We start from the raw sequence: 12,717 nt of genomic DNA, 5'->3' as shown, positions 1-12,717 counted from the left end.
AAGGATCACCATGTTCGAAAACCTGACCGACCGCCTGTCACAGACGCTGCGCCATGTCACCGGCAAGGCCAAGCTGACTGAAGACAACATCAAGGACACGTTGCGCGAAGTGCGCATGGCCCTGCTCGAGGCCGACGTTGCCCTGCCGGTGGTCAAGGATTTCGTCAACAGCGTCAAGGAGCGTGCGGTCGGCACCGAAGTGTCGCGCAGCCTGACGCCCGGCCAGGCGTTCGTGAAGATTGTCCAGGCTGAGCTTGAAAGCCTGATGGGCGCGGCCAATGAAGACCTCGCGCTGAATGCCGCACCGCCCGCCGTGGTGCTGATGGCCGGCTTGCAGGGCGCGGGTAAAACCACCACCGCCGGCAAACTGGCGCGCTTCCTCAAAGAGCGCAAGAAGAAAAGCGTGATGGTGGTGTCGGCCGACGTCTACCGCCCGGCGGCGATCAAGCAGCTGGAAACCCTGGCCAACGACATCGGCGTGACCTTCTTCCCGTCTGACATCAGCCAGAAGCCTGTGGCCATCGCCGAAGCGGCCATCCGCGAAGCCAAGCTCAAGTTCATCGACGTGGTCATCGTCGACACCGCCGGCCGTCTGCACATCGACACCGACATGATGGACGAGATCAAGGCGCTGCATGCCGCGGTCAAGCCCATCGAAACGCTGTTCGTGGTCGACGCCATGACCGGCCAGGACGCCGCCAACACCGCCAAGGCCTTTGGCGAAGCCCTGCCGCTGACCGGTGTGGTGCTGACCAAGGTCGACGGCGACGCCCGTGGTGGTGCCGCGCTGTCGGTACGTGCCATCACCGGCAAACCGATCAAGTTCATCGGTATGGGTGAAAAGACCGAGGCCCTCGAGCCATTCCACCCGGACCGTGTCGCCTCGCGCATCCTCGGCATGGGCGACGTGCTCAGCCTGATCGAGCAGGCCGAGCAGACCATCGACAAGGCCAAGGCCGACAAGCTGGCCAAGAAGCTGAAGAAGGGCAAGGGCTTCGACCTCGAAGACTTCCGCGACCAGCTACAACAGATGAAGAACATGGGCGGCCTGGGCGGCCTGATGGACAAGCTGCCGAGCATCGGCGGGGTCAACCTGTCGCAGATGGGCAATGCCCAGGGCGCGGCCGAGAAACAGTTCAAGCAGATGGAAGCGATCATCAACTCCATGACCCCGGCCGAGCGCCGTGACCCGGAGCTGATCAGCGGTTCGCGCAAGCGCCGCATCGCCCTCGGCTCCGGCACCCAGGTGCAGGATATCGGCCGGCTGATCAAGCAGCACAAGCAGATGCAGAAGATGATGAAGAAATTCTCCGCCAAGGGCGGCATGGCCAAGATGATGCGCGGCCTGGGCGGGATGCTGCCTGGCGGCGGCATGCCGAAGCTGTAACCCCTATTCCGAGTGCTTGTCTTTTACCGGACGAGCGCTCTGAACCCCCGCTGCGGCGGGGCAACGGCCGCATAATCTGCGGCTTAACCGGCAGATCTGGACGGCGTGGCGAGGCCTTGCCGAAAAAGTCATTTGCAAATGTCCGTGTATTCCCCGAGAATATGCGGCCTTTTGGGCACGCGTGTGCCTATTTGGCATTCAGATTTGCAGCACCGACTATAGGAACGATGTTCACATGGTAACCATTCGTCTTGCCCGTGGCGGCTCGAAAAAGCGCCCTTTCTACCACCTGACCGTGACCAACTCGCGTAACGCCCGTGACGGCCGTTTCGTTGAGCGCGTTGGCTTCTTCAACCCGATCGCATCGGGCGCCGAAGTCAAGCTGTCGGTCAACCAGGAACGCGTCACCTACTGGCTGAGCCAGGGCGCGCAGCCGTCTGAGCGTGTTGCTCAGCTGCTGAAGGACGCTGCCAAGGCCGCTGCCTAAGAAATATGAACGCGACGCCAGAAAAGGCTGACGACCTCATCGTCGTTGGCAAGATTTTTTCGGTTCACGGCGTTCGCGGCGAGGTGAAGGTGTATTCCTTTACCGATCCGATTGAAAACCTGTTGGATTATCCACGCTGGACGCTTCGGCACGAAGGCAAGGTAAAGCAGGTCGAGCTGGTCAGCGGTCGTGGCTCCCAAAAGGGCCTGGTCGTGAAACTGAAAGGCCTCGAAGATCGTGATGAAGCCCGTCTTCTGAGCGGCTTTGAAATCTGCATACCGCGGAGCCTTTTGCCCAACCTGGCCGCAGACGAGTACTACTGGTACCAGCTGCAGGGCCTGAAGGTCATCAACCAGGACGAACAGCTGTTCGGCAAGGTCGATCACCTGTTGGAGACCGGTGCGAACGATGTAATGGTGGTCAAGCCCTGCGCAGGCAGCCTGGATGATCGCGAGCGTCTGTTGCCCTATACGGCGCAATGCGTGCTGGCAATCGACCTGGAAGCAGGCGTGATGCAGGTTGAATGGGACGCGGACTTCTAAACGATGGGTAACCTTCGCGTAGACGTCATCACGTTGTTCCCCGAGATGTTCTCGGCCATCACGGAGTACGGCATTACCAGCCGCGCGGTGAAACAGGGGTTGCTTCAGGTGACTTGCTGGAACCCGCGGGACTACACCACAGATCGCCACCATACCGTGGATGATCGGCCGTTTGGCGGTGGTCCGGGCATGGTGATGAAAATCAAGCCTCTGGAAGACGCACTGGTTAGCGCCAGGCAAGCGACCGGAGCATCGGCAAAGGTTATCTACCTTTCGCCGCAAGGCCGCAAGCTGGATCAGCAAGCGGTCAAAGGCTTGGCCGAACAGGAATCTTTGATCCTGATCGCCGGCCGTTATGAAGGCATTGACGAGCGTTTTATTGATGCTTATGTCGATGAAGAGTGGTCGATTGGCGACTATGTGCTTTCCGGTGGCGAGCTGCCGGCCATGGTACTGATCGATGCGGTTACACGGCTGCTGCCCGGAGCTTTAGGGCATGTAGGCTCGGCGGAGGAAGACTCCTTCACCGATGGCTTGCTGGATTGCCCGCACTACACCCGACCTGAGGTGTATGCGGATCAGCGTGTACCCGACGTGTTGCTAAGTGGCAACCATGCACATATCCGGCGTTGGAGGATGAAGCAGTCCCTTGGTAGGACCTTCGAACGACGCGCCGATCTTCTGGAAAGTCGCTCGCTTTCTGGAGAAGAGAAGAAGCTGCTCGAGGAATATCTCCGCGAGCGGGACGATAGATAAACGTATCGATGGTGGATCAAGTATCCATCTTAGGAGCACAGCATGACCAACAAGATCATCCAGCAGCTCGAAGCAGAGCAGATGAGCAAGGAAATCCCGACCTTCGCACCAGGCGACACCATCGTCGTTCAGGTTAAAGTGAAGGAAGGTGAGCGTTCCCGTCTGCAGGCGTTCGAAGGCGTCGTTATCGCCAAGCGTAACCGTGGTCTGAACAGCGCCTTCACCGTGCGCAAGATCTCGAGCGGCGTTGGTGTAGAGCGTACCTTCCAGACCTACAGCCCGCAGATCGACAGCCTGGCCGTGAAACGTCGTGGTGACGTGCGTAAAGCCAAGCTGTACTACCTGCGTGACCTGTCCGGCAAAGCCGCTCGCATCAAGGAAAAACTGTCCTGAGTACAGTTTGCCCGGTGGCCAAGGCCGCCTAGCGAGAAAAAAGCAGCCTTCGGGCTGCTTTTTTGCGTTTTGAAAGCCGAGAAAGTGACGGACATGACCAGCCGAGACCAGGAAATCCAGCGCCGCACCGAGTTGTCGGTGACCCGCGTGACCAAAGCGGTGTTCCCCAACACCACCAACCACCACAACACCCTGTTCGGCGGCACCGCGCTGGCCTGGATGGACGAAGTGTCGTTCATCGCCGCCACGCGCTTCTGCCGCCTGCCGCTGGTGACCGTGTCCACCGACCGTATCGATTTCAAGCACCCGATCCCGGCGGGCTCGATTGTCGAACTGGTGGGCACGGTGACCAAGGTGGGCAACACCAGCCTGCAGGTGCAGGTGGATGTGTTTGTCGAAAACATGTACCTGGACGGGCGCGAGCGCGCTATCCATGGCGTGTTCAGCTTCGTTGCCATCGATGAGGACAAGCGCCCGGTGCCGGTGCTGTCGCAGGATTGAGGCCTCAACCTGGCGTGCCTGGCGTGCCGGTAACGGGTGCTGGCACGATCAGCGCCACCAAGGTCCCAGCCGGGCTGCGGTGTGAGCGGGTTGTGGTGGCTCGCTACGTGCACCCAGCCGCAGAAGGGGCTGCTGTTCGTTCATGCAGGCTCCCTATGCCAGCGTTGTTATGAAAGACTAAGCGCCAATTCGTCGTTTGCCACCGAGTTTCCATGCCAGCCCTCGACCACCCTCTGATCGACCAGTTTCTTGACGCCCTGTGGCTGGAAAAAGGCCTGTCCGACAATACCCGCGTCTCCTATCGCAGCGACCTCGCCCTGTTCAACGGCTGGCTGCAGGCGCGCGGCATGACCTTGCCCGACGTCGGTCGCGAGCTGATATTCGATCACTTGGCCTGGCGCCTCGACCAGGGTTACAAGCCGCGTTCCACCGCGCGTTTTCTCTCAGGTCTGCGGGGGTTTTTCCGCTACTTGCTGCGGGAAAAGCTGATTGGTGTCGACCCGACCCTGCAGGTCGAGATGCCGCAGTTGGGCAAGCCCTTGCCCAAGACCCTGTCGGAGGCCGATGTCGAGGCGCTGCTGCAGGCCCCGGACCTTGGCGAAGCCATCGGTCAGCGCGATCGCGCCATGCTTGAGGTCCTGTACGCCTGCGGCCTGCGCGTTACCGAGCTGGTCAGCCTGACCTTGGACCAGGTCAATCTGCGCCAGGGTGTGCTGCGGGTGATGGGCAAGGGCAGCAAGGAGCGCCTGGTGCCGATGGGCGAGGAGGCGGTGTTGTGGCTGGAACGCTACCTGCGCGATGGCCGCGCCGAGCTGCTCAACGGTCGACCAAGCGACGTGCTGTTCCCTAGCCAGCGCGGCGAGCAGATGACCCGCCAGACCTTCTGGCACCGCATCAAGCATCAGGCGCAGGTGGCCGGGATCGACAAGTCGCTGTCGCCGCACACCCTGCGCCACGCCTTTGCCACCCACCTGCTCAACCACGGCGCCGACCTGCGCGTGGTGCAGATGCTGCTGGGCCACAGCGACTTGTCGACCACGCAGATCTACACCCATGTGGCCAAGGCGCGCCTGCAGCAACTGCACGCCCAGCACCACCCCCGTGGATGAATGATTTTCATGTTCCGCCGACCGGTACTCGCAAGCCCCTTACTGGCTAGCGTGTTGTGGTAGGCTTGGGCGGTTTGCACCAAGGGCCGCACGGTCGCCGCGTTATTTACGCAGGTGACGCCTTCCGGCCCCTGTCCGCCTTCAGGAGTTCCCATGCGCGTGACCCAGTTTTTCGCCGCCGCCGCGTTGGCGCTGGCCAGTACCTTTGCCGTTGCCGCGGCAACCGACAGCAATGCCGGGGCCGAGCAGGCCATTCGCAAGTCGTTGCAGAACCTCGAGCTGGAAGTGCCGGTAGAAAGCGTTGCCAGCAGCCCGCTCAACGGCCTTTATGAAGTCAAGCTGCAAGGCGGCCGCGTGCTGTACGCCAGCGCCGATGGCCAGTTCGTCATGCAGGGCTACCTCTACCAGATCCAGGACGGCAAGCCGGTCAACCTGACCGAAAAGACCGAGCGCCAAGGCGTTGCCAAGCTCATCAACGGCATTCCAGCCGCCGAGATGGTGGTTTATCCTGCCAAGGGCGAAACCAAGTCGCACATCACCGTCTTCACCGACACCACCTGCCCTTACTGCCACAAGCTGCACGCCGAAGTGCCAGAGCTGAACCGCCGCGGTATCGAAGTGCGCTATGTCGCCTTCCCCCGCCAGGGCCTCGGCTCGCCGGGTGACCAGCAGTTGCAGGCCGTGTGGTGTTCCAGCGACCGCCGCGCGGCGCTGGACAAGATGGTCGAGGGTAAGGAAATCAAGGCCGCCAAGTGCGCCAACCCGGTCAGCAAGCAGTTCCAGCTGGGCCAGTCGATCGGCGTCAACGGCACGCCGGCGATCGTGCTCGAAAGCGGCCAGGTGATCCCGGGCTATCAGCCGGCGCCGCAGGTAGCGAAGCTGGCCCTGGCCGGCCAGCAGCAAGCAGCCAAGTAATTCATTCAGTACGCCGTCGTCATGGGGTGACGGCATGTTTCACGGTCGGCGCAGGTGCCGGCCGTTCAATGGGGAGTTCACTGTGAAACCGGTCAAAGTAGGCATCTGTGGGTTGGGGACCGTCGGTGGCGGAACCTTCAATGTACTTCAGCGCAACGCCGAGGAGATTGCCCGCCGTGCCGGGCGCGGTATTGAAGTGGCACAGATCGCCATGCGCTCGCAGAACCCGAACTGCCAGATTACCGGTACCCCCATTACCGCTGATGTGTTCGACGTTGCGAGCAACCCGGAGATCGACATTGTCATCGAGCTGATCGGTGGCTACACCATCGCTCGCGACCTGGTGCTCAAGGCCATCGAAAACGGCAAGCATGTCGTTACCGCCAACAAGGCGCTGATTGCCGTGCACGGCAACGAAATTTTCGCCAAGGCCCGCGAGAAGGGCGTCATCGTCGCCTTTGAAGCCGCAGTGGCCGGCGGCATCCCGGTGATCAAGGCCATTCGCGAAGGCCTGTCGGCCAACCGCATCAATTGGCTGGCCGGCATCATCAACGGCACCGGCAACTTCATCCTCACCGAGATGCGTGAAAAAGGCCGCGCCTTCCCCGACGTGCTGGCCGAAGCCCAGGCGCTGGGTTATGCCGAAGCCGACCCGACCTTCGACGTCGAAGGCATCGATGCCGCACACAAGCTGACCATCCTGGCGTCCATCGCCTTTGGCATTCCGCTGCAGTTCGACAAGGCCTACACCGAGGGCATCACCCAGCTGACTACCGCTGACGTGAACTATGCCGAAGCCCTGGGTTACCGCATCAAGCACCTGGGCGTGGCCCGCCGTACGGCCGAAGGCATCGAGCTGCGCGTACACCCGACGCTGATCCCGAGCGACCGCCTGATCGCCAACGTTAATGGCGTGATGAACGCTGTGATGGTCAATGGTGACGCTGCCGGGTCCACCTTGTACTACGGCGCGGGTGCCGGCATGGAGCCGACCGCTTCGTCGGTCGTTGCCGACCTGGTCGACGTGGTCCGCGCCATGACTTCCGACCCGGAAAACCGCGTGCCGCACCTGGCCTTCCAGCCGGACTCGCTGTCGGCTCACCCGATCCTGCCGATCGAAGCCTGCCAGAGTGCCTACTACCTGCGCATCCAGGCCAAGGATCATCCGGGCGTGCTGGCCCAGGTGGCGAGCATCCTTTCGGAGCGGGGTATCAACATAGAGTCGATCATGCAGAAGGAAGCCGAGGAGCAGGATGGCCTGGTGCCGATGATCCTGCTGACCCACGGTGTGGTCGAGCAGCGCATCAACGACGCCATCGTCGCCCTGGAAGCCCTGCAGGACGTGGTTGGCAAGGTCGTGCGGATCCGCGTAGAACAGCTTAACTAATATCGCCGTCGGGCCGCTCGGGCGGCCCGGGCCCCCAGTATCGAAGGTTTGAAGCCATGCGTTATATCAGTACCCGCGGCCAGGCACCGGCCCTGAATTTCGAAGACGTCCTGCTGGCCGGCCTCGCCACCGATGGCGGCCTGTACGTGCCAGAAAACCTGCCACGCTTCACCCAGGAAGAAATTGCCTCCTGGGCCGGCCTGCCTTACCACGAGCTGGCCTTCCGCGTGATGCGCCCGTTCGTCGAGGGCAGCATCGCCGACGCCGACTTCAAGAAGATCCTCGAAGAGACCTACGGTGAGTTCGCCCACGCTGCGGTGGCTCCGCTGCGTCAGTTGAACAGTAACGAGTGGGTCCTGGAGCTGTTCCACGGCCCGACCCTGGCCTTCAAGGATTTCGCCCTGCAACTGCTCGGGCGCCTGCTCGACCACGTGCTCGCCAAGCGCAACGAGCGTGTGGTGATCGTCGGTGCCACCAGTGGCGATACCGGCTCAGCCGCCATCGAAGGCTGCCGCCGTTGCGACAACGTCGATATCTTCATCCTGCACCCACACCAACGTGTGTCGGAAGTGCAGCGCCGGCAGATGACCACCATCTTCGGTGACAACATCCACAACATCGCGGTCGAAGGCAACTTCGACGACTGCCAGGAGATGGTGAAGGCCAGCTTCGCCGACCAGTCGTTCCTCAAGGGCACGCGCCTGGTGGCGGTCAACTCGATCAACTGGGCGCGGATCATGGCCCAGATCGTCTACTACTTCCACGCAGCCCTGCAGTTGGGTGGCCCGGCGCGTTCGGTGGCGTTCTCGGTACCGACCGGCAACTTTGGCGACATTTTTGCCGGCTACCTGGCGCGCAACATGGGCCTGCCGATCAGCCAGCTGGTGGTCGCGACCAACCGCAACGACATCCTGCACCGCTTCATGAGCGGCAACCAGTACGTCAAGGACACCCTGCACGCGACCCTTTCGCCGTCGATGGACATCATGGTTTCGTCCAACTTCGAGCGCCTGCTGTTCGACCTGCACGGGCGCAACGGCGCCGCTATTGCCGAACTGATGGCCAACTTCAAGCAGGGCGGCGGCTTCAGCGTCGACCAGGACCGCTGGACCGAGGCCCGCAAGCTGTTCGACTCGCTGGCAGTCAGCGATGAGCAGACCTGCGAGACCATCGCCGAAGTCTTCGCCAGCACCGGTGAAGTGCTCGACCCGCACACTGCGATCGGCGTCAAGGCCGCCCGTGAGTGCCGCCGCAGCCTGGACACACCGATGGTGGTGCTGGGCACTGCGCACCCGGTCAAGTTCCCGGAAGCGGTGGAGAAGGCAGGTGTCGGCAAGGCGCTTGAGCTGCCTGCGCACCTGAGCGACCTGTTCAGCCGCGAAGAGCGTTGCACGGTGCTGCCCAACGACCTCAAGGCGATCCAGGCCTTCGTCAGCCAGCACGGTAATCGCGGCAAGCCGCTTTAACTGACTCAAGAAGGGCCGCATAGCGGCCCTTTTTAGTGGTTTCCTTCAGCTGATTCAGAATTTTCCTATTTAGGGTGCTCAGCGCCTTACTTAAATTGGCCGGTCCTTCCTCCAGGAGCGGCTCATGCATCAGCCCTACGTGTTGATTCACCAGGCACTGCCTTCCCATCAGGTCCTCCTGCACCAGGCGTGTAACGCCCAGGGCATTTTCCGCGTGCGCGTTACTCTCGACCTTGCCGACCTCGATGCCTGCCTGGCGCGTCAGCGTAAAGCCGACCTGCTGATCCTCGACCATGCGCTGGCCCTGGCCGGCGGGGTTGCCTTGCTCGAACGCATCAAGCGCAACGAAGCTTCGCGCGCACTGCTGTTTACCGGCCAAGCCAACGCGAGCCGCCCGAACCTGGCCAAAGAAGCACGGCGGCGCGGGCTCTGGGTACTCGCCGATCTACCGTGGCCCTTGCCGGTGTTGCAGTGGCAGCAGGCCTTGCGGCGTATTCAAACGGTCACATCGCCCACGCATGCTCACTGAAACAGCCGCGGCGTAACGAACTTTCCGCTGCGCTTGCTGGTCAGTTCCTTCATGTCCCACCACGCAGCGAGTGATCCGGATGGAAAGAATCTGCAGACTGCTTAATGACGCCCTGAGCCCCTACCAGACCCAGCTCGGCACCGCGGATGCCAACGGCAATCGCCAATTGACCATATTCGACAGCCTCGGCGGCACCACCTTGCGCCGCACGGTCAGCCTGCGCCAGTTGCAGGAGCAGAGCCTGCTCATCGACCTGGTCGACGGCTTGCACCGTGACTTGCAGATTGCCGAAGGGCGCCTGCAACCCTGTGTCATCGCCGCGCTGCAGCAACGACAGCAGCCCCAGGGAACCTTTGCTTAGCTGGCTAATCATAGACAGTACGCGTAGCCCGCCAGCACACAGCTCCGGTGATGGCAGGCTGTCGCGGGAAGCCCGACAGGGCTTGCGATTGGCCCCGGGCGTCCTCCCCAGCGTCCGGGGTTTCTTTTTTTACGGCGCTTCGAAGAAGTGTTTGCTCTGTTCCAGGTAATCCGCCTGCAGCTCCGGGTCCAGCCACCGTGCATAAAGCGCTGGCAGGGTGCCTTGGCGTAGCGCAGGCAACAGCTGGTCGATGTGCGCGACGGCTTCGCGCCCCAACGGCGAGTCGGAGCAACCTACATGCAGGAACTGGTAGCGGTTCACCCCTTGTATCGGGTGAAACTGGTACTCATCCAGCGATCCACCTTGCTGCTGGATCAGGTAACGCACTTCCGGCCAGTAGCCCAGCACCAGTTGCAGGCGCCCCAGGCGCTGCATCTGCAGCAGGCTGGCAGTGGCATCGTTGCCGTAGTGGCGGTTGAACACGGTATCGGGCAGTTGCCGCAGGATGTCGTCAATCTGTGTGCTGTAGCTGCGTTCGGCGACGATGCCGAGCTTCAGTTGGGTGGCGCTCAGCAAACCCTTGAGGTCGATCTGCTGGCCATCCAGAAAGGGTGCCAGCCTTGCCTCGCCTTGCTTGTGTATTACCAACCCACCGCTCATCACACCCAGTGTCGGTTCGGAGAAATGCACGAATTTGGCACGTTCCGGTGTCCACAGCAGGGTTGGGTCGCAGGTGAAACTGTTTGGGTCTTGCAGCATCTGGATGCCGCGTGCCCGGTTGACCCGCACAATGGCGTGGTCGTACTCGGGCATCTGCTGGATCAACAGCGGCAACATCTGGTCGATCACGCCCTGGCCTTTTTCCGCACCCTCGAAGATGGTGAAAGGCGGCAGGTCACGGACCAGCCACAGCAGGCGTTCCTTGGCCTGCGCCGGTGCGCCGACGATGCCGAACAGCAGCCCGCACAGCAAGGCCAGCATGCGCATGGGTGAAGGCAATCTCAGACCGTGCCTGCCTGGCGCAAGGCGGCAATGGCGGCGGTGCCATAACCCAGGGTGGTGAGCAGGGCATCGGTATGTTCACCCAGTGCCGGGCCTACCCATTCGGTGGAGCCGGGCGTCTCCGACAGCTTGGGCACGATGCCCGGCATCTTGAACGGTTTGCCATCTGGCAGACGGGCCTGCAGGAACATCTCGCGGGCCAGGTATTGCGGGTCGTTGAACATGTCTTCTGCCGAATAGATGCGGCTGGCCGGCACTTCGGCCGCGGTCAGTGTCTGCATCAATGGCTCCAGGGGCAGGCTGTTGGCCCAGCGGTCGATCACCCCGTACAGCTCGTCACGCCGCGCGTCGCGGCCATCATTGCTGGCCAGCGTGGGGTCATCGGCCAGATCGTCTCGGCCGATGGCCTGCATGAAGCGCTTGAAGATCGCATCGCCATTGGCGCCGATTTGCACGTGCTTGCCGTCGGCGCTGGTGTGGATGGAGGAGGGCGTGATGCCCGGCATGATGTTGCCGGTGCGCTCGCGGATGAAGCCGAACACATCGAACTCCGGGACCATGCTTTCCATCATGGCGAAGATCGCCTCGTACAGTGCCACATCCACCACCTGGCCGTGGCCGCCGTTGACTTCGCGGTGACGCAGCGCCATCAGCGCGCCGATCACGCCCCACAGCGCCGCGATCGAGTCGCCGATGGAAATGCCGGTGCGCACCGGTGGGCGGTCGTCGAAGCCGGTGATGTAGCGCAGGCCGCCCATCGACTCCCCCACGGCGCCGAAGCCTGGCTGATCCTTCATCGGCCCGGTCTGGCCGAAGCCCGACAGGCGCACCATCACCAGTTTCGGGTTGAGGGCGTGCAGGACGTCCCAGCCCAAGCCGAGTTTTTCCAGCACGCCGGGGCGGAAGTTCTCGATGAGAATGTCGGCCTGGGCCAGCAGCTTTTTGAGGATCTCACGGCCTTCCGGGTGCTTGAGGTTCAGCGTCAGCGATTGCTTGTTGCGCGCCTGCACGAACCACCACAGCGACGTGCCCTCGTACAGCTTGCGCCATTTGCGCAGCGGGTCGCCGCCGTCAGGTGACTCGACCTTGACCACCTCGGCACCGAATTCGGCGCAGATGCGTGAGGCGAACGGGCCGGCGATCAGGGTGCCAAGCTCGATGACTTTCAGGCCGGCGAGGGGTTTGCTGGGCGTAGACATGAGGCATCCGTGGCATCAGGGCAGAGCCGTGGTTTTATCATAGGTCGGTAACGGCAGATACTGCTGCGGGGCAACGAAGATCAGGATCGGTTAGACTGTGTGACTTTTCTTTGCGCAAGAAGCCCGTCGACCATGGCCCAGCCGTCCACCACCTACAAATTCGAACTGAACCTGACCGATCTCGATCGCGGCGTGTACGAAAGCGTCAAGCAGACCATTGCACGTCATCCTTCGGAAACTGAAGAGCGTATGGCGGTTCGTCTGTTGGCTTATGCGCTGTGGTACAACGAGAATCTGTCATTTGGCCGCGGTTTGTCGGATGTCGATGAGCCGGCATTGTGGGAAAAGAGCCTGGACGACCGCGTTCTGCACTGGATCGAAGTCGGCCAACCGGACGCTGACCGCCTGACCTGGTGTTCCCGTCGCACCGAGCGCACCAGCTTGCTGGCTTACGGCAGCCTGCGGGTTTGGGAGAGCAAGGTGGTGGGTGCGGTCAAGAACCTGAAGAACCTGAACATCGCCGCGGTGCCTCAGGAAGTGCTTGAAACCCTGGCTACCGAGATGCCACGCAGCATCAAGTGGGACGTGATGATCAGCGAAGGCACGGTGTTCGTCACCGACGACCGTGGCCAGCACGAAGTGCAGCTGCAGTGGCTGCTCGGCGAGCGCGGCTGAGCCGACAG

General features: G+C 62.0%; 15 protein-coding genes. 13 read left to right on the top strand and 2 right to left on the bottom strand.

What is annotated here, in order from left to right; genetic code table 11:
• Positions 1 to 10 precede the first annotated feature (10 nt).
• The 12 genes from ffh (at position 11) to ACIPIJ_RS03180 (ending at position 9,833) form a co-directional block, all read left to right on the top strand.
• Positions 11 to 1,387, top strand: a complete 1,377-nt coding sequence (ffh, locus tag ACIPIJ_RS03235; RefSeq protein WP_401072626.1) for a signal recognition particle protein — start codon at positions 11 to 13, stop codon at positions 1,385 to 1,387.
• Between the two features lie 235 nt (positions 1,388 to 1,622).
• Positions 1,623 to 1,874, top strand: a complete 252-nt coding sequence (gene rpsP, locus ACIPIJ_RS03230) for a 30S ribosomal protein S16 (protein ID WP_008094480.1) — start codon at positions 1,623 to 1,625, stop codon at positions 1,872 to 1,874.
• A gap of 5 nt (positions 1,875 to 1,879) precedes the next feature.
• Positions 1,880 to 2,416: a ribosome maturation factor RimM gene (gene rimM, locus ACIPIJ_RS03225; RefSeq protein ID WP_401072624.1), complete on the top strand. Its 537-nt coding sequence runs from the start codon at positions 1,880 to 1,882 to the stop codon at positions 2,414 to 2,416.
• A gap of 3 nt (positions 2,417 to 2,419) precedes the next feature.
• Positions 2,420 to 3,172: a tRNA (guanosine(37)-N1)-methyltransferase TrmD gene (gene trmD, locus ACIPIJ_RS03220; RefSeq protein ID WP_401072622.1), complete on the top strand. Its 753-nt coding sequence runs from the start codon at positions 2,420 to 2,422 to the stop codon at positions 3,170 to 3,172.
• A 42-nt stretch (positions 3,173 to 3,214) separates the two neighbouring features.
• On the top strand, positions 3,215 to 3,565 hold the full coding sequence (rplS, locus tag ACIPIJ_RS03215; protein ID WP_008094487.1) for a 50S ribosomal protein L19: 351 nt from the start codon (positions 3,215 to 3,217) through the stop codon (positions 3,563 to 3,565).
• A 93-nt stretch (positions 3,566 to 3,658) separates the two neighbouring features.
• Positions 3,659 to 4,066, top strand: a complete 408-nt coding sequence (locus ACIPIJ_RS03210) for an acyl-CoA thioesterase (protein ID WP_401072620.1) — start codon at positions 3,659 to 3,661, stop codon at positions 4,064 to 4,066.
• Positions 4,067 to 4,278: 212 nt separating this feature from the next.
• The gene (gene xerD / locus ACIPIJ_RS03205; protein WP_401072618.1) at positions 4,279 to 5,175 is read left to right on the top strand and encodes a site-specific tyrosine recombinase XerD; all 897 of its coding nucleotides are present in this window, start codon (positions 4,279 to 4,281) and stop codon (positions 5,173 to 5,175) included.
• A 153-nt stretch (positions 5,176 to 5,328) separates the two neighbouring features.
• Entirely contained in the window at positions 5,329 to 6,090 is a 762-nt protein-coding gene (locus tag ACIPIJ_RS03200; RefSeq protein ID WP_401072616.1) for a thioredoxin fold domain-containing protein, read from the top strand.
• Positions 6,091 to 6,172: 82 nt separating this feature from the next.
• Positions 6,173 to 7,477, top strand: coding sequence for a homoserine dehydrogenase (locus tag ACIPIJ_RS03195; RefSeq protein WP_401072614.1), 1,305 nt, complete (start codon positions 6,173 to 6,175; stop codon positions 7,475 to 7,477).
• Between the two features lie 56 nt (positions 7,478 to 7,533).
• Entirely contained in the window at positions 7,534 to 8,943 is a 1,410-nt protein-coding gene (thrC, locus tag ACIPIJ_RS03190; RefSeq protein ID WP_401072612.1) for a threonine synthase, read from the top strand.
• 124 nt (positions 8,944 to 9,067) lie between these two features.
• Positions 9,068 to 9,472, top strand: coding sequence for a histidine kinase (locus ACIPIJ_RS03185; protein WP_401072610.1), 405 nt, complete (start codon positions 9,068 to 9,070; stop codon positions 9,470 to 9,472).
• Positions 9,473 to 9,551: 79 nt separating this feature from the next.
• On the top strand, positions 9,552 to 9,833 hold the full coding sequence (locus ACIPIJ_RS03180; protein WP_401072608.1) for a DUF3509 domain-containing protein: 282 nt from the start codon (positions 9,552 to 9,554) through the stop codon (positions 9,831 to 9,833).
• Positions 9,834 to 9,962: 129 nt separating this feature from the next.
• Here the strand turns inward: ACIPIJ_RS03180 and ACIPIJ_RS03175 are convergent, their stop codons facing one another.
• Both ACIPIJ_RS03175 and ACIPIJ_RS03170 read right to left on the bottom strand, forming a co-directional pair.
• Complete coding sequence (locus tag ACIPIJ_RS03175; protein WP_401072606.1) at positions 9,963 to 10,820, bottom strand: TIGR02285 family protein; 858 nt, start codon at positions 10,818 to 10,820, stop codon at positions 9,963 to 9,965.
• Between the two features lie 14 nt (positions 10,821 to 10,834).
• Entirely contained in the window at positions 10,835 to 12,034 is a 1,200-nt protein-coding gene (locus ACIPIJ_RS03170) for a CaiB/BaiF CoA transferase family protein (RefSeq protein ID WP_401072604.1), read from the bottom strand.
• A gap of 132 nt (positions 12,035 to 12,166) precedes the next feature.
• Between ACIPIJ_RS03170 and ACIPIJ_RS03165 the strand changes: the two genes are divergently transcribed.
• A complete protein-coding gene (locus tag ACIPIJ_RS03165) occupies positions 12,167 to 12,709 on the top strand; it encodes a YaeQ family protein (RefSeq protein WP_401072602.1) in 543 nt (180 codons plus the stop codon).
• Positions 12,710 to 12,717: the final 8 nt, after the last annotated feature.

The sequence above is a fragment of the Pseudomonas sp. NPDC087185 genome, from assembly GCF_044744955.1.
In the GTDB taxonomy this organism is placed as follows: Bacteria; Pseudomonadota; Gammaproteobacteria; order Pseudomonadales; family Pseudomonadaceae; genus Aquipseudomonas.
The sequence above is the reverse complement of the archived record's forward strand: the minus strand, read 5'-3'. Positions and strand labels throughout refer to the sequence as shown.

What these genes read in the sequence shown, in the direction of transcription:
- ffh (WP_401072626.1), top strand. Translation starts at nt 11, where the DNA reads ATGTTCGAAAACCTGACCGACCGCCTGTCACAGACGCTGCGCCATGTC.
- rpsP (WP_008094480.1), top strand. Translation starts at nt 1,623, where the DNA reads ATGGTAACCATTCGTCTTGCCCGTGGCGGCTCGAAAAAGCGCCCTTTC.
- rimM (WP_401072624.1), top strand. Translation starts at nt 1,880, where the DNA reads ATGAACGCGACGCCAGAAAAGGCTGACGACCTCATCGTCGTTGGCAAG.
- trmD (WP_401072622.1), top strand. Translation starts at nt 2,420, where the DNA reads ATGGGTAACCTTCGCGTAGACGTCATCACGTTGTTCCCCGAGATGTTC.
- rplS (WP_008094487.1), top strand. Translation starts at nt 3,215, where the DNA reads ATGACCAACAAGATCATCCAGCAGCTCGAAGCAGAGCAGATGAGCAAG.
- ACIPIJ_RS03210 (WP_401072620.1), top strand. Translation starts at nt 3,659, where the DNA reads ATGACCAGCCGAGACCAGGAAATCCAGCGCCGCACCGAGTTGTCGGTG.
- xerD (WP_401072618.1), top strand. Translation starts at nt 4,279, where the DNA reads ATGCCAGCCCTCGACCACCCTCTGATCGACCAGTTTCTTGACGCCCTG.
- ACIPIJ_RS03200 (WP_401072616.1), top strand. Translation starts at nt 5,329, where the DNA reads ATGCGCGTGACCCAGTTTTTCGCCGCCGCCGCGTTGGCGCTGGCCAGT.
- thrC (WP_401072612.1), top strand. Translation starts at nt 7,534, where the DNA reads ATGCGTTATATCAGTACCCGCGGCCAGGCACCGGCCCTGAATTTCGAA.
- ACIPIJ_RS03185 (WP_401072610.1), top strand. Translation starts at nt 9,068, where the DNA reads ATGCATCAGCCCTACGTGTTGATTCACCAGGCACTGCCTTCCCATCAG.
- ACIPIJ_RS03180 (WP_401072608.1), top strand. Translation starts at nt 9,552, where the DNA reads ATGGAAAGAATCTGCAGACTGCTTAATGACGCCCTGAGCCCCTACCAG.
- ACIPIJ_RS03175 (WP_401072606.1), bottom strand. Translation starts at nt 10,820, where the DNA reads ATGCGCATGCTGGCCTTGCTGTGCGGGCTGCTGTTCGGCATCGTCGGC.
- ACIPIJ_RS03170 (WP_401072604.1), bottom strand. Translation starts at nt 12,034, where the DNA reads ATGTCTACGCCCAGCAAACCCCTCGCCGGCCTGAAAGTCATCGAGCTT.
- ACIPIJ_RS03165 (WP_401072602.1), top strand. Translation starts at nt 12,167, where the DNA reads ATGGCCCAGCCGTCCACCACCTACAAATTCGAACTGAACCTGACCGAT.